At 70.6% G+C, this 14748-nt stretch carries 16 protein-coding genes and 1 riboswitch; of the genes, 2 read left to right on the forward strand and 14 right to left on the reverse strand.

Annotation, left to right across the window (positions count from 1 at the left end):
• The first annotated feature begins 11 nt into the window (after nt 1–11).
• A complete protein-coding gene (locus ACWDUM_RS21990) occupies nt 12–1820 on the forward strand; it encodes an N-acyl-D-amino-acid deacylase family protein (RefSeq protein ID WP_450135595.1) in 1809 nt (602 codons plus the stop codon).
• On the opposite strand, the gene ACWDUM_RS21995 is transcribed toward ACWDUM_RS21990, so the two are convergent.
• From ACWDUM_RS21995 to ACWDUM_RS22060, 14 genes are all read right to left on the reverse strand, one after another.
• Nucleotides 1804–1977: a hypothetical protein gene (locus ACWDUM_RS21995; RefSeq protein WP_450116520.1), complete on the reverse strand. Its 174-nt coding sequence runs from the start codon at nt 1975–1977 to the stop codon at nt 1804–1806. The genes ACWDUM_RS21990 and ACWDUM_RS21995 overlap by 17 nt on opposite strands.
• Nucleotides 1978–2098: 121 nt before the next feature.
• Complete coding sequence (gcvP, locus tag ACWDUM_RS22000) at nt 2099–4957, reverse strand: aminomethyl-transferring glycine dehydrogenase (RefSeq protein ID WP_450135596.1); 2859 nt, start codon at nt 4955–4957, stop codon at nt 2099–2101.
• A 158-nt stretch (nt 4958–5115) separates the two neighbouring features.
• Nucleotides 5116–5212, reverse strand: a riboswitch (glycine riboswitch).
• A 114-nt stretch (nt 5213–5326) separates the two neighbouring features.
• Nucleotides 5327–5866 (reverse strand): MerR family transcriptional regulator, encoded by a 540-nt coding sequence (locus tag ACWDUM_RS22005; RefSeq protein WP_450116556.1) that lies wholly within the window; start codon nt 5864–5866, stop codon nt 5327–5329.
• 302 nt (nt 5867–6168) lie between these two features.
• Complete coding sequence (locus ACWDUM_RS22010; RefSeq protein WP_450116522.1) at nt 6169–6642, reverse strand: bifunctional nuclease family protein; 474 nt, start codon at nt 6640–6642, stop codon at nt 6169–6171.
• 98 nt (nt 6643–6740) lie between these two features.
• Entirely contained in the window at nt 6741–7484 is a 744-nt protein-coding gene (gene ftsR, locus ACWDUM_RS22015) for a transcriptional regulator FtsR (protein WP_450116523.1), read from the reverse strand.
• Entirely contained in the window at nt 7484–7963 is a 480-nt protein-coding gene (gene garA, locus ACWDUM_RS22020; RefSeq protein WP_450116524.1) for a glycogen accumulation regulator GarA, read from the reverse strand. The genes ftsR and garA overlap by 1 nt, the downstream gene beginning before the upstream one ends.
• Before the next feature lie 166 nt (nt 7964–8129).
• Nucleotides 8130–8534 carry a glycine cleavage system protein GcvH gene (gene gcvH, locus ACWDUM_RS22025; protein WP_450116525.1) on the reverse strand — a complete coding sequence of 135 codons (405 nt, stop codon included), beginning with the start codon at nt 8532–8534 and terminating at the stop codon, nt 8130–8132.
• Between the two features lie 60 nt (nt 8535–8594).
• On the reverse strand, nt 8595–9353 hold the full coding sequence (locus tag ACWDUM_RS22030) for a DUF881 domain-containing protein (protein WP_450135597.1): 759 nt from the start codon (nt 9351–9353) through the stop codon (nt 8595–8597).
• Nucleotides 9354–9368: 15 nt separating this feature from the next.
• Nucleotides 9369–9746: a small basic family protein gene (locus tag ACWDUM_RS22035; RefSeq protein WP_450116527.1), complete on the reverse strand. Its 378-nt coding sequence runs from the start codon at nt 9744–9746 to the stop codon at nt 9369–9371.
• The gene (locus ACWDUM_RS22040) at nt 9743–10627 is read right to left on the reverse strand and encodes a DUF881 domain-containing protein (protein ID WP_450116528.1); all 885 of its coding nucleotides are present in this window, start codon (nt 10625–10627) and stop codon (nt 9743–9745) included. Before ACWDUM_RS22040 ends, ACWDUM_RS22035 begins: the two co-directional genes overlap by 4 nt.
• Nucleotides 10624–11277 (reverse strand): CDP-alcohol phosphatidyltransferase family protein, encoded by a 654-nt coding sequence (locus ACWDUM_RS22045; protein WP_450116529.1) that lies wholly within the window; start codon nt 11275–11277, stop codon nt 10624–10626. The genes ACWDUM_RS22040 and ACWDUM_RS22045 overlap by 4 nt, the downstream gene beginning before the upstream one ends.
• 102 nt (nt 11278–11379) lie before the next feature.
• Complete coding sequence (locus ACWDUM_RS22050; RefSeq protein ID WP_450135598.1) at nt 11380–12417, reverse strand: SMP-30/gluconolactonase/LRE family protein; 1038 nt, start codon at nt 12415–12417, stop codon at nt 11380–11382.
• Between the two features lie 18 nt (nt 12418–12435).
• Nucleotides 12436–13095, reverse strand: coding sequence for an NUDIX hydrolase (locus ACWDUM_RS22055; RefSeq protein WP_450116531.1), 660 nt, complete (start codon nt 13093–13095; stop codon nt 12436–12438).
• A gap of 50 nt (nt 13096–13145) precedes the next feature.
• On the reverse strand, nt 13146–13790 hold the full coding sequence (locus ACWDUM_RS22060; RefSeq protein WP_450135599.1) for an NUDIX hydrolase: 645 nt from the start codon (nt 13788–13790) through the stop codon (nt 13146–13148).
• A 107-nt stretch (nt 13791–13897) separates the two neighbouring features.
• Here ACWDUM_RS22060 and ACWDUM_RS22065 point away from each other — a divergent pair, with 107 nt between their 5' ends.
• Nucleotides 13898–14737, forward strand: coding sequence for an SGNH/GDSL hydrolase family protein (locus tag ACWDUM_RS22065; RefSeq protein WP_450135600.1), 840 nt, complete (start codon nt 13898–13900; stop codon nt 14735–14737).
• Nucleotides 14738–14748 lie beyond the last annotated feature (11 nt).

Consider the following 14748-nt stretch of genomic DNA (forward strand, 5'->3'; position numbering starts at 1 on the left):
AGGTGGACACCATGCAGACTTCAGACGCACCATTCGACCTCGTCGTGCGCGGCGGGCTCTGGTTCGACGGCACCGGCGCGCCCGGCGCGGTGCGCGACCTGGGCATCCGCGGCGGGCGGGTGGTCGAGGTCAGCTCCGCTCCGTTGCCCGCAGGTCCGGACACCGAGGTGGTCGAGGCCGCCGGCCAATGGGTGATGCCGGGATTCATCGACGTCCACACGCACTACGACGCCGAGGTGCTGGTGGCGCCCGGGCTGAACGAATCGGTCCGGCACGGCGTGACCACGGTGCTCGTGGGGAACTGCTCGCTGTCGACCGTGTACTCCGACCCGGTCGACATCGCCGACATGTTCAGCCGCGTCGAGGCGTTGCCCCGCGAACACGTTCTGCCCGCGCTCACCGACGGAAAGTGCTGGCGGACACCGCAGGAGTACATCGAGGCGATCGAGGCCCTACCGCTCGGCCCGAATGTCGCGTCCTTCCTGGGGCATTCGGACGTCCGCGCCCATGTGATGGGCCTGGGCCGGTCCACCGATCCCGGCCAGAAGCCGGACCGCGCCGAGATGCGGAAGATCGAGCGTGCCGTCGAGGACGCCATCGACGCCGGGTTCCTGGGGCTGTCCACGATGACGAATCCCTGGGACAAACTCGACGGCGACCGCTACCGGTCCCGATCACTGCCCTCCACCTACGCCCGGTGGAGCGAATTCCGGCGCCTGCACCGGGTGCTGCGTCGGCGGGGCGCCGTCCTGCAGACGATCCCGAACCTGAACACCAAGTACGACATCGTGTTCTTCGCGGCCGCAAGCACCGGGATCCGGCGCAAGCCGCTGAAGCTGTCGGTCCTCGCAGCCGCCGACCCGAAGGCCGAACCGTGGCTGTACCGCATCTTCGGTCCGATCGCGCGGCTGACGAACGGCCTCGGCAAGGGCGCGCTGCGCTGGCAGCACCTGCCGACACCGTTCCAGGTGTACTCGGACGGCATCGACCTCGTCGTGTTCGAGGAGTTCGGCTCCGGTCGGGCCGCCCTGCATCTGAAGGAGGAGATGGGGCGTAACGACCTGCTGCGCGACGAGTCGTACCGGCGGTGGTTCCGCCGTGACTTCGAGAAGAAGTTCTCGTCCCGTATCTGGCACCGCGACTTCGACGACGCCCACATCACCGAGTGCCCGGACGACACTCTCGTCGGCAAGACGTTCGGGCAGGTGGCGCGCGAGCGGAACCTGCATCCGGTGGACACCTTCCTCGATCTCGTCGTCGAGTACGGCACCGCGATCCGGTGGACCACCGTGATCACCAACCACCGACCGGAGATCCTCAACCATCTGATCCGTCAGCCGGGAGTCACCCTCGGCTTCTCCGATGCGGGCGCGCACCTGCGCAACATGGCGTTCTACAACTACGGCATCCGGTTCCTGCGCCGCATCCACGAGTTCGCGGGCCGCGGCGAACCCGTGATCCCCACCGAGACCGCGGTGTACAAACTGACCGGCGAGATCGGGGACTTCTACGGCCTCGACGCGGGACGGCTCCGCAAGGGCGACCGCGCGGACCTGGTCGTGATCGACCCGGCCGGCCTCGACGAGGAAAGCGAACGCTATGCGGAAGCACCGATGGCGGAGTTCGGTGGTCTGCGCCGCATGGTCAACCGCAACGACCGGGCGGTCACGGTCACCGCGGTCGGCGGCAGGGTCGTCTACCGCGCCGGCGAATTCACGCCGGGGTACGGGCGGACCGCGGCCACCGGACGTTTCCTCCGCGGCGGCGAGGCCCACGGCACCGTCCGGGAGGCTCCGTCGCCCGTCAGAGGCACCAGCTGATGTCGGCGGACCCGGGTAGCGGCACGACGAAGCAGATGTTCAGCGAGCCGTTGCCGAGCTCGCGCCGCTCGACGGCCGACGCCGACGGCGCCACCACTGCGCCGAGCGTGAGAACGGCCGCGGTGACGGCGAGGGCACGTGCGATCTTGGCAGGCATTTTCCCGACCTCCGTTGATGGGGTGAGGCGGGGACGGCGCCCCGCCGGGAGACGCGAGATCATCGTCCTCCCGGCGGGACGCCGCGCACAACGACCGTGAGCAACGCTCACGGCCGGGCGATCAGTTGCTGAACGCCTCGATCGGCGGGCACGAGCACACCAGGTTGCGGTCGCCGTGCGCCCCGTCGATACGGCGGACCGGCGGCCAGATCTTGTCGGCGGTCCCGGCCGGGAACACCGCCAGTTCCCGCGAGTACGGGTGGGTCCACTCGCCGACCAGGCAGGCCGCGGTGTGCGGGGCGCCGCGCAGCGGGTTGTCGTCCACCGGCCACTCCCCCGACCCGACGCGGTCGATCTCGCGGCGGATGGCGACCATCGCGTCGCAGAACCGGTCGATCTCGGCGAGGTTCTCCGACTCGGTCGGCTCGATCATCAGCGTTCCCGCGACCGGGAAGCTCATCGTCGGCGCGTGGAAACCGTAGTCCGCCAACCGCTTCGCGACGTCGTCGACGGTCACACCGGTGTCCTTGGTGATCTGCCGGAGGTCGATGATGCACTCGTGGGCGACCATGCCGTTCTCGCCGGTGTAGAGCACCGGGAAGTGCTCGTCGAGCCGGCGGGCGATGTAGTTCGCGGACGCGATCGCGGTCAACGACGCCTCACGCAGCCCCGTGGCCCCCATCATCCGGATGTACGCCCAGGTGATCGGGAGGATCGACGCGCTGCCGTACGGCGCCGCGGAGACGGTGGGGCCGTCGCCGAGTTCCGGGGCGAGCGGGTGACCGGGCAGGAACGGCGCCAGGTGGGAGCGGACCGCGACCGGCCCGACTCCGGGACCGCCACCGCCGTGCGGGATGCAGAACGTCTTGTGCAGGTTCAGGTGGCTGACGTCGCCACCGAACCGGCCCGGCCGAGCCAGGCCGACGAGCGCGTTCAGGTTCGCGCCGTCCACGTACACCTGGCCCCCGGCGTCGTGCACGGCGGCACAGATCTCGGCGATCTCCTGCTCGTACACGCCGTGCGTGGACGGGTAGGTGATCATGATCGCGGCGAGGCGGTCGGCGTGGTCGGCGATCTTGGCGCGCAGGTCGTCGAGATCGACGTCGCCGTTCGGGCGGCAGGCGACGACCTCGACGCGCATACCGGCCATCACGGCCGACGCGGCGTTGGTGCCGTGCGCGCTCGACGGGATCAGGCAGGTGTCGCGATGGTCGTCGCCGCGCGAGAGGTGGTAGTTGCGGATCGCGAGCAGGCCCGCGTACTCGCCCTGGCTGCCCGCGTTCGGCTGCAGGCTCACCCGGTCGTAGCCGGTGATCGACGACAACCACGACTCGAGGTCCGCGACGATCTGCCGGATGCCGGGGGTGTCGTCGGCGGGCGCGAACGGGTGCAGACCGTTGAATTGCGGCCAGGTGATGGCCTCCATCTCGGCGGCCGCGTTGAGCTTCATGGTGCACGAGCCGAGCGGGATCATGCTGCGGTCGAGGGCAATGTCCTTGTCGGAGAGCTTGCGCAGGTAGCGCATCATCGCGGTCTCGGTGCGGTGGCTGGTGAACGCCGGGTGGGTGAGGAACTCCGTGGTCCGGGCCAACGGGGCGGGCAACGATTCCGGTGCGTCCGCGGTGAGGTCACCCGCGACCCCGAACGCGGCGAGGACCGACTGCAGGTGCGCGGTCGTGGTCGCTTCGTCGCACGCGACGGCGACGTGGTCGGCGTCGACGAGGCGCAGGTTCACGTTCCAGCCCTTGGCCGTCGAGACGACGTCGGCGGCGCGACCGGGAACGCGGGCGAGGACGGTGTCGAAGAACGCCTCGTGCACGACCTCGACACCACCGGCACGCAGACCGGCCGCCAGGCTGCCGGCGGCGGCGTTGACGCGCCGCGCGATCGCGGTCAGCCCCTCGGCGCCGTGGTAGCTCGCGTACATCGCGGCGACGACGGCGAGCAGCACCTGCGCGGTGCAGATGTTGGAGGTGGCCTTCTCGCGGCGGATGTGCTGCTCGCGGGTCTGCAGTGCCAGCCGGTACGCCTTGTCGCCGTCCGCGTCGACGGACACGCCGACCAGCCGGCCGGGCAGCTGCCGGGCGTGCTTGGAGTGCACGGCGAGGTAGCCGGCGTGTGGGCCACCGAAGCCCATCGGGACACCGAAGCGCTGGGTGGTGCCGAAGCAGGCGTCCGCGCCCATCTCCCCGGGCGGGGTGAGCAGCGTCAGCGCGAGCAGGTCGGCGCCGACCGCGACGAGCGCGCCGCGCTCGTGCGCGGCGGCGATGAGGGACGAGTGGTCGACGACCCGGCCGGACGCGCCGGGCAGCTGCGCGAGCACGCCGAAGAACTCGCCGTCGGGCAGGCCCTGGGTGAGATCTGCCTCGACGAGTTCGATACCGAGCGGGGTGGCCCGGGTCTCGAGGACGGCCCGGGTCTGCGGGAACAGGTCCGTGTCGATCACGAACCGCGCGGACTTCGACCTGCCCGCGCGCCGCAGCAGCGTCATCGCCTCGGCCGCGGCGGTGGCCTCGTCGAGCATCGACGAGTTCGCCACCTCCATCCCGGTCAGGTCGGAGACCATCGTCTGGAAGTTCAGCAGCGCCTCGAGGCGGCCCTGGCTGATCTCCGGCTGGTAGGGCGTGTACGCGGTGTACCAGGCGGGATTTTCGATCAGGTTCCGCACCAGCACCGGCGGGGTGAGGGTGTCGTGGTAGCCCAGACCGATCATCGACGTTGCGACGGTGTTGCGCTGCGCGAGCGCGGTCAGCTCGGCGAGCACCTCGTGCTCAGACACCGGTGAGGGCAGCGCGTCGAGGCCGGTGCTCACCCCGTCGGTGACCGCGTCGAGAATGCTGGCGGGGACCGCCTTACCCGCGAGGGCGTCGAGGTCGTCGACACCGATCACGTGCAGGATCCGGCCGAGTTCGGCGTCGTCCGGTCCGATGTGACGCGCCGCGAACGCGGCACTGTCAAAGGCGCTGGTCTGGTCGTGCAAGGCAACTCCCGCGGTGAAGGATCAGAGGGCACACCGTTCGGTGCGTTCCTCCCCCTCTGTCGCCTGCTCGTCAGAGCGCCTGAGAGATTCGGGTCGGCGGGGTGACCGTCCCTTTCCCCGTGGGCGGGTGGGTGCTCCCACCGCTTTCCAGAGGCGCCGGTGCCCGCACGGTCCCTGTTGCCTGAGAGATTGACGGGGAGGTGCTGCTCCTTCGGCGTCCGGACAGGTGCTCCGGAACTCTCCCGTACGGCGACGACGCACCCTGAATTCTAGGCGACGTTCGCCGAAACGCCGATGCCGCGGCGCCGCAGTGTGGCGAGCGCCACGCACGCCGGAAGCCCCCGGAAACCCCGGGGGCCCACCTGCGGGTCAGCCGATCTTGCGGCTGCCCCGGGTGCGGCGACGGGACGCGAGTTCGTCCTCCGGGCTCTGCTCGCTCTCGCCGCCGTCGGCACGCTCGGCCGGGAAGTCGGCGATGGTGCCGGTCAGCTCCCGCATCGCGCCGCTGACGGCGATGCCGAACACACCCTGACCGCCCTGCAGCAGGTCCACGACCTCCTCCGGTGAGGTGCACTCGTAGACGGTCGTGCCGTCCGAGAAGAGGGTGATCTTCGCGAGGTCCGCGACACCGCGCTTGCGCAGGTGATCGACCGCGACCCGGATGTTCTGCAACGAGATGCCGGTGTCGAGCAGGCGCTTGACGATCTTGAGGACCAGGATGTCCTTGAACGAGTACAAACGCTGACTTCCCGAACCGGCCGCGCCGCGGATCGAGGGCACCACCAGCGAGGTGCGGGCCCAGTAGTCGAGCTGCCGGTACGTGATGCCGGCAATCTGGCACGCGATCGGGACGCGGTAGCCGACCAGCTCGTCGGGGACGGAGTCGTCGGGGAACAGTCCCGGCTGCACGTCGTCGACCTCGACGGCCGGCGCCTGGGCATCGACGCGCTGACGATCATTCGCGTCCTGCGGCTGATCTACCACTGACTGCTCCCTCTCACACGCAAATCCAAACCGTGGATTCATCGAAAAGCGTACGCCCACGTTGCTCAGTGGGCGTCCCGATGAATCACATGGTGCGTATTCATGACGGCCAGACGGTATGGGCCGACGGTCACACGGTCAACGCAACACGCCCAAAGCGATCCAAGCTTAGCTTGAAAATAGCTGGATTTGTGCAGGTGAGATGCTATCGATACCTGTGTCGAGACCTATCCGTCGGTGGCCTTGAAGTCGTCCGGGGAGACCGACTCGAGGAACTCCTTGAACTTCTCGACCTCGTCCTCGCGTTCGTCCGGCATCACCAGACCCGCCTCGGCGAGGACCGATTCCTCCGCGTAGATCGGCACCCCGGCCCGCAGTGCGATGGCCACCGAATCGGACGGCCGCGCCGAAACCGTGATGTTCCGGTCGAACACCAGGTCCGCGTAGAAGGTGCCCTCCTGCAGGTCCACGATCCGCACCTCGAGCAACCGGTGACCGAGCGCACCGATCAGGGTCGTGATGAGGTCGTGGGTCAGGGGCCGAGCCGGCTCGACACCCTGCTGTTCGAGGACGATCGCGGTCGCCTCGGTCTGACCGATCCAGATCGGCAGGTACCGGTCGCCGTCCGCCTCGCGGAGCAACAGCACGGGCGAGTTCTGCGGCTGCTCGACGCGGATTCCGATCACACGCATCTCACTCATCGCGCTCGCCTTCCGTGAAATCTGTTGCTTCGACCGATTCTATGCCGATGCGACGCACCGCGCCGATACCGATTCGGCGAGCCGCACCGCGCCGACGATCAGCGATCCAGTGCGCCTCGGACGGCGGACTTCACCAGGCAGGTGTGCAGGGTCAGCGACAGTGCGGCGAGCTCGCGGACCATCTCCTCGGCCCGGTCCCGCGCACCCGCGTCGCGCCCCTTCGCGACCGGCCCGGCGATCTGCGCGACGAGCCCCGCCTCTCGGTCGGCGGCGAGCTTGAACGCCCGCAGATGCCGCACCTCGAGGCCGAACCCCGACATCGCCTTCGCGGTGCGGGCGAGGGTGACCGCGTCCTCGTCGAAGAACCCCGCCGACCCGGGCACGATCAATCCGGCCCGGATCAGCTCGGTGAGGAAACCCTCGTCGACGCCGGACCTGGCCAGCAGGTCGGTCCGGCTGATCCGGACCTCCCGGTCGGGTCGGAACTCCTCGGGCGAGACCTCGCCGGGGGCCACCGCCAGCACCCGCGGACGCCGCGGCGCGGCGTCCGGGGCGCCGACGACGGCGACACCGCTGTCGATGGCCTCGAGCTGTTCCTTGATCACCTTGAGCGGCAGGTACTGGTCACGCTGCGCGGTGAGTACGTAACGCAACCGCTCGCAGTCGGCGATCGAGAACCGCCGGTATCCCGACGGTGTGCGTTCCGGACTGATCAGGCCCTCCGCCTCCAGGAAGCGGATCTTCGAGATCGTGACGTCCGGGAACTCGGGGCGGAGCCGATCGAGGACGGAGCCGATCGACATCCCGCCCGCACCCTGGCTCCGCTGCCCGACCGCGGTCATCAGCTACCCGCACCCGCAGGCGAGTCACCGGCCGCGCCGCGAGGACCGGTCAGGAAGACCAGGCGGAACTTGCCGATCTGCACCTCGTCGCCGTTGGCCAGCGTCGCCGAGTCCACCGGCTCGCGGTTGACGTAGGTGCCGTTGAGGCTGCCGACGTCGACGACCTGGAACTCGTGCTGCTCGCGGCGGAACTCGGCGTGCCTGCGGGAGACGGTGACGTCGTCGAGGAAGATGTCACTGTCCGGGTGCCGTCCCGCCGACGTGGTCGGGTGGTCCAGCAGGAACCGCGATCCGGCGTTCGGCCCGCGCTTGACGACCAGCAGGGCGGAGCCGGCGGGCAGACCCTCGACACCGGAGACGGCCTGCTCGGTCGGCGCGGCCGTGGCGCCGTCCAGTTCGCTGAGGAAATCCGCTCGGAAAACCGACGTGGTCTCCGCGGGCGTCTCCCCGTAGACCGCGTCGCTGTCGTTGTCGCTCACCGTTTCTCCTCCTCAGTCCGATCGATTCGGGACTCCCCGAACAAATCTGTAGACACAATCACAACCGATCCGGATCTGCGCCCCGACACGGCGAATGCCCTTCCCCACGACCGTACCCTGCTGATGCCGGTCCGCGTAGGCGCTCTCGCCATGGGGCGCGTCGGGGTTAACCCCCGGCTACCTCCTGGTATGCGGCCGCGTCGAGCATCCCGGCCAGCGCAGCGTCCAGAGCCGCCTCGTCGGCGACCTCGAGATCGACCAGCCAGCCGTCACCGTACGGCGCAGAGTTGACCAGCTCCGGGCTGGCCTCCAGGTTCTCGTTCGCCGCAACAACTTTCGCGGTCAGGGGCGCGTAGATGTCGGACACGCTCTTGGTCGACTCGACCTCGCCGAAGGAATCTCCGGCCGCCACCTCTTCGTCGACGGCGGGCAGTTGCACGAAGACGACGTCCCCGAGCTGGGACTGCGCGAAATCGGTGATGCCGACCCGTACGGTGGTCGATCCCGTCCGCTGCACCCATTCGTGCTCGGCCGTGTAACGCAGTTCGGCCGGGATGTTGGTGTCGCTCACCGTGTGGTCCTTTCGACGAGTGTCCGACGCCGTACAGAAGATCTGTGCGACAGCGGAACTTCAGTTTCCGGGCTGAGCGTATTGGCGAGGTTTCGCCTCTCGCAAGGCGGCGATCGTGACCTGCCCCGATTGTTCGACCGACACCCGGCCACCGCTGCGCGCGACGGTGTCCACGACACCACCCGGGATGTTCAGTGCGGCAGCGAGGGTCGGCGGGTCGCCGATCGCGGTGACGACGTACGGCGCGGCCAGCGCAGTGCCGTCGAGCTGCAGGTTCCCGGCCGTACCACTGACCCAGGAGTTGACGCCGACCCGGATCGGCGCGCCCTCGGCGCCCCGCACCTCGATCGCCTCGGCCCCCGCCGCCCGCAGCTCCTGAACCATGTCCAACATCACTTCCGAACCCACCCCGGAGGCGGGGTCGGTGACGGTCAGGACCACCCCGGGTCCGGTCGCCGCCGCCGCGCCGACCTGAATCGACAGGGCGGTCAGCCGGGCGTTCGCCTCCGCCAACGCGGCGTCGGAGCCGCCACCGCTGCGCTGCAGTGTCGAAAGGGTCTCCTGCAGCGAGGTGATCTCCTGCCGCAGCGCGGCCTCGCGCTGATTCAGGTTGTCGAGGATCACCAGCAGGTCCGCGGGGCGCGCCGAGTCCAGGGTGTCCCCCGACCCGGTGTCGCGGACCTGGGTGGCGATCGCGATGCCGAGCGCCGCCATCAGCAGCAGCGCCAGGAGTCCGAACACCACCTTCGATCGCCGCGCCGCGGCCGGTGTCGCGGTGTGCCACTCGTGCCTGCCCTCGGTCGCCACCTCAGTCCTCACCTCTCACGTCGACCCTCACGCCCCGAAGAGCCTGCGGCGCAAGGCCGCCGCGTTGCCGAAGATCCGGATGCCGAGCACAACGACGATCGCGGTCGAGAGCTGCGTTCCGACTCCGAGCTGATCACCGAGCCAGACGATCAGCGCCGCCACCAGCACGTTGAACACGAACGAGACGACGAACACCTTCGCGTCGAAGATCTCGTCGAGATACGCACGCAGACCACCGAACACGGCGTCCAGCGCCGCGACCACGGCGATCGGCAGGTACGGCTGGATCGCGTCCGGAACCTGCGGCCGGAACACGACGCCGGCCACGATGCCCACGATCAGTGCGAGCACCCCGTAGATCGCATAGCCGTTCTTGGCCACCTGCAGAGGTTTGACCGACTTCACTGACCCCTCACCTCTCGTGCACTGCGAATCTCCCTGGCCGTCGCGGCCGGGAGGCTGATCTCGTCGTCCTCGGCGACGTCGAATCCGGCACCGTACAGCTGCGCCACCCCGGACATCCGGAGGTAGGCGTCACTGACGACGAACCCGGTCTGCAACCTGGCCGGCGATCCGATCGCCGACACCACGTACGGCGACGGCACCGGCTGGTTGTCGACGAGCATCGCCCCGCCGGCCTGCCGGATCGTCACCCCGGGCCCGACCCGCACGTTCCCGACCGCGACCGCCTCGGCGCCGGCGCCCCACAGCCCGTTCACCACCGCCTGCAGGTCACGGTCGATGATCACCGGCTTCGCGCCTCCACCGGGACGGGAGCGGTCCGACAGGTCCGGCCGGGCGGCCGGGTCGGTCAGGGTGACGGTGATCCCGGGCCCGTGCACCGGGCCGAGCGCCGCGTCCTGTTCGAGGGCGGCGATCCGGCCCAGGACGGCGGCGCCCTGCGCGTCCCCGGCGAGCGCCTGGGTGCGCGCGGCGTCGGTGCGCGCGGTCAGGTCGTCCCGGGTGTTGGTGAGGTCGGTGCCGCGCGTTTCCGCCGCATCGACCTGAGTGAGGATGTCGCGGCGCACCTGCTCGGTGCCGGGGGCCCGGTCGGCCGCCTCGGCGAAGGCGATTCCGAAGATCAGGCCGAGAACCAGTGCGCCGCCCGCGCACCACACCCCGGCCCGCAGCGGCCGGTGCAGTGAGTGGCCGCGGGCGCGGTCCTCGGCGGCCGCGGCGTAGCCGGGGTCGAGCCCCTCCGCGAGCAGAGCCGTCAGCAGGGACGGCGTCGGATTGCGGCGCACCTGCGAGACCTCGGGCGTCACCGGAACGCCGCTGTCGTTCATGGTGATTCGACTCCCCGCCCGGCGCCGGCCACGACCGGCGTCACCTCACGGGCGACATTCCGGGCCGCCAGCAGGTACAGCAGCCCCGTCCACACGTAAAGTCCCGTCCCCCACGCGAGCAGCGCGTACCCCCAGGCGTGCGCGAAGGGCGCGACGGCCCAGTCGCCCTGGGCGGCGAGCACGAGCGGCAGTGCGATCATCAGCGCGAACGTCGCGGCCTTGCCCAGGTACAGCACCGATGGCGGCGGCAGGCCGCGGCGGCGATAGATCTGCAGCGTCGCGGCGAGCACGAGGTCGCGCCCGATGAGCAGCGCCGTCACCCACCACGGGATCATCCCGCGGATCGAGAAGGCCAGCAGGGTGGTGACCACGTACAGCCGGTCGACCAGCGGGTCGAGCAGCGCGCCGAGCTTCGAGGTCTGGTTCAGCAGCCTCGCCAGCTTGCCGTCGGCCCAGTCCGTGAAACCGCTGAGGATCAGGATCGCCAACGCCCAACCGTCCGCGTGCGGCACGAGCAACAGGTAGGCGAACAGCGGCACGCCGATCAACCGCACCACACTGAGCAGGTTCGGCACGGTCAGCACCCGGTCGGTCACGACCGGCTCGGCCGCCGCATCCGCCTGCCCGCGTGGCAGGTCTCCGCTGTCCATGTCACTCCCACAGTCACTCGCCGCTTCGCCGACGTCCCGATTCCCCCGGGGCTGGTTCACCGGGGACTGGTTCACGGGGCCGGGACGATCCGCTAAAGACTGTCACACGGGCGGGCGGGGTGCCGGGATGCGGGCCACCCCGTCGGCGGTGAGGCTGCCCAGATACAGCGACCCGCCCGACTCCCGCACACCGGTCACCGGCGAATAGCCGCCCTCGGGGCCGCGCAGGTTGTGCCGGATGCTCCCGCGGGCGTCGAGGCCGAGGACCCACGCTCGCCGCTCGGGATCCGGCTGCACCCGGTCCGGCAGGTTCGCTGCGAGGATCCGCAACGCGGGGTAGGGCGCCATCAGGTCGAGCAGGCGCATCCGGGGACTGTAGAGCGCCACCCAGAAGATGCCCGCGTCGGTCTGGGAGGTCACGTTGTCGGGCAGGCCGGGCAGGTTCTCGACCCAGGTCGACACCCGCCCCGCCGAGGGGCCGGTCAGGTCGACCCGACGGATCGCGTAGCCCCCGGTCTCGGCGACCAGGACGTACGACTCGTCGGCGGCGAGACCCACCCCGTTCGCGAACTGCAGGCCGTCGGCGAGCAGGTCCGTGTCGCCGGTGGCCGGGTCGAAGCGGATCAGCCGGCCGGTGCCGCGATGTTCGAGGACGTCGAGCCGGTGTTCGGGGATGGTGAACTTCGCGGACGAATCGGTGAAGTAGACCACGCCGTCCCGTCCGACGGCGGAGTTGTTGCACGCGATCAGCGGTTTGCCGACCGCGCGGTCCGTCAGTGTCTCGACCCGGCCCCGGTCGTCGACCCGCAGGACGCCACGCTCGGCGTCGCACACCAGGTACCGACCGTCCGCGAGGATCTCGATGCCCAGCGGGCGGCCGCCGGTGTCGGCGACCCGTGCGACGCGGCCGGGGCCGTCGTAGCGCCAGACGGCGCCGTCGACGGTGCCCGTGACGAGCCTGCCCTCGTGATCGACGGCCACGTCCTCCGGCCCCGCCGTGCCGGGTGTCGGCCACCGCTCGAGGTCGTCGAATTCCGGTGCCGGATCGGGGATCTCACGGGGCGGCCTCGGCGCCCGCCACGCGACGGGGTCGACGCCGGTTCGGTCGAGTCGGGCAAGGACGTCGCGTGCGAATCCCATGCACCCACGGTAATCGGGTCAGCGCGCCGCGAAGTCGGGTTGCGCATATCCGGCCACCCGGGTGTCACGGCCGTGGATGGCGACCTCCCGGAACTGGTGGATGATCGCGGCGGTCGGGGCGTGCATGGCGCCGCCGCGGAACGGCCAGCGCAGCATGGGCAGGGCGTCGGCCGGTGCGTCCGGCACCGGTTCCAGCAGCGGGTCGACGTCGACCTCGGCCATCGTCACCTCGAACACCGACGCGACCTCGTCCGGGTTCGGGGTGATCGGGCCGGGGAGCCCACCGACCCACACCACGACGGGGGTGATGACGTATCCGGACCGCGTCACGTAGTCGTCGAGGAGGCCGAGAACGCTCTCGGCGGGCGCCTGGACACCCAGTTCCTCGGCGAGTTCCCTGACCGCGGCCTGCTGCGGCGACTCCCCCGGATCGACCCCGCCGCCCGGAAGCGCGAACTGGCCTGCGTGCGCCCGCATCTTCGGGGGCCTCCGGGTGAGCAGCAGTCGCGCGCCTGCGCTGTCGGTGATCACGGCCAGCGCGACGGCGGCCCGTCGTCCACCGGTGTCCGGAGCGGCGATCCGGTCGAACGCCGCGACCCGGGCGGCACACCCCTCTCGGGTCAGGGCGGGCCCGTCGCCCGCCGTTCGTCCGTCGCCCTGTGGGATGCTCGCGTCCATCAGCCGACGGTAACCCCGAGACGGTGACATCCGCTCACCCGGCGCGCGTGTCATCGCGCCGCGAAGTCCGGCTGGGTGAACGCGGCGACCCTGGTGTCGCGACCGTGCAGGGCGACCTCCCGGAACTGGTGGATGATCGCCGCGGTCGGCGCGAAGAGTTGCTCGCCGCGGAACGGCCACCGGAACAGCGCCTCGGTCTCACCGGGCAGCGGTCGCCGCACCGGCTCGGTGTCCAGTTCGGCCTCGGTCACCTCGAACACCATCGCCACCTCGTCCGGGTTGGGCCGCAGCGGCGCGGTGAGCGCGCCGACCCACACCACGACGGGGGTCATCACGTACCCGGACCTGGTGACGAAGTCGTCGAGGACACCGAGCACCGCGTCCTCGCCCACCGCCACCCCGAGTTCCTCTTCGAGTTCGCGCAGCGCCGCCTGCTCGGGCGTCTCGCCGGGATCGATGCCGCCGCCGGGCAGCGCGAACTGTCCAGGGTGAGCGCGCATCCTGCTCGGCCGCAGTGTCAGCAGCAGGACCGGGCCGTCCGCGCGGTCGACGACCGCGAGGGCGACCGCGGCACGGCGGTCACCGGTGTCGGGCGCGGTACGGACCTCGAACCGCTGCAGCGCGTTCGCGCACCGGTCCCTGGTCAGCCCTGGCCGGGTGTCGTCCACTGCCGATCTCGCCGCGTTCGCCGTCATCGGTCGACAGTAGCCGGGCGGGACGCTTCGTCCGCCCGTTCCGCGGGCCGGGCAACGGGGGTACGTTGACTGTGCATCGCTCGTCGCCTCACGGAACCGAGATCGCAATGAAATCGGTTGCGGCGTTCGTCGCCGCCCTCGTCCTCGCCGGGATGCCCCTCGCCCGGGCCGACACCCCGTCGCCGCCCGCGGTGTACGTGGCGCTCGGCGACTCGTTCTCGGCCGGTCCCGGCATCGCGCCGAATCTCGCGGTGACCGGCTGTCTGCAGTCCGCGGTGAACTATCCGCACCTCGTCGCCGCGGCATTGCACGCCGCCGCGTTCCGGGACGTCACGTGCAGCGGGGCCACCACCGGCGACCTCTGGCAGAGCCAGTCCCCTTCGCGCCCGGCACAATTCGATGCACTCACCCCGGACACCACCCTCGTCACGGTCGGCGTCGGAGCCAATGACGTCGGCCTGGTGCCGCTCGCGGTGGGATGCCTGAATTTCGGGCCGCCGCCGTACGGCCGGTCGTGCGCGGCCGCGCGCACCCCCGACGGCGCCGACAGCCACGCGGAGCGAGCCGACCGGCTCGCCGCGACGTATGCGGCCGTGATCGGCGAGATCCGGAGCCGAGCCCCGCGGGCGCGGGTCCTGCTGGTCGGATACCCCACCGCGATCCGGCCGGGCGGCTGCCCGGGGATCCAGCCGGTGTGGCCGGTCGACGCCGACTACCTCGAGTCGCTGATCGTCCGGCTGAACGCGGCGATGGCGACCGGCGCCACGAACGCCACGTTCGTCGATCTCTTCCCGTCCACTCGCGGCCACGACGTGTGCGCGCCACCGCAGCAGCGCTGGATCGAGGGCGCGGTCCCGACCTCGGTCGCGGCGCCGATTCCGCTGCACCCGAACGCCGCCGGTCACGAAAATGCGGCGGCGCAGGTGCTCACGGCCGCGGCCCGCTGACGAACGGTCGC

This window comes from Rhodococcus sp. NPDC003322, from assembly GCF_053589555.1.

What these genes read in the sequence shown, in the direction of transcription:
- ACWDUM_RS22065 (WP_450135600.1), top strand. Translation starts at nt 13,898, where the DNA reads ATGAAATCGGTTGCGGCGTTCGTCGCCGCCCTCGTCCTCGCCGGGATG.
- ACWDUM_RS22050 (WP_450135598.1), bottom strand. Translation starts at nt 12,417, where the DNA reads ATGGGATTCGCACGCGACGTCCTTGCCCGACTCGACCGAACCGGCGTC.
- ACWDUM_RS21995 (WP_450116520.1), bottom strand. Translation starts at nt 1,977, where the DNA reads ATGCCTGCCAAGATCGCACGTGCCCTCGCCGTCACCGCGGCCGTTCTC.
- ACWDUM_RS21990 (WP_450135595.1), top strand. Translation starts at nt 12, where the DNA reads ATGCAGACTTCAGACGCACCATTCGACCTCGTCGTGCGCGGCGGGCTC.
- ACWDUM_RS22045 (WP_450116529.1), bottom strand. Translation starts at nt 11,277, where the DNA reads ATGGACAGCGGAGACCTGCCACGCGGGCAGGCGGATGCGGCGGCCGAG.
- ACWDUM_RS22055 (WP_450116531.1), bottom strand. Translation starts at nt 13,095, where the DNA reads ATGGACGCGAGCATCCCACAGGGCGACGGACGAACGGCGGGCGACGGG.
- ACWDUM_RS22010 (WP_450116522.1), bottom strand. Translation starts at nt 6,642, where the DNA reads ATGAGTGAGATGCGTGTGATCGGAATCCGCGTCGAGCAGCCGCAGAAC.
- ftsR (WP_450116523.1), bottom strand. Translation starts at nt 7,484, where the DNA reads ATGACCGCGGTCGGGCAGCGGAGCCAGGGTGCGGGCGGGATGTCGATC.
- ACWDUM_RS22060 (WP_450135599.1), bottom strand. Translation starts at nt 13,790, where the DNA reads ATGACGGCGAACGCGGCGAGATCGGCAGTGGACGACACCCGGCCAGGG.
- ACWDUM_RS22040 (WP_450116528.1), bottom strand. Translation starts at nt 10,627, where the DNA reads ATGAACGACAGCGGCGTTCCGGTGACGCCCGAGGTCTCGCAGGTGCGC.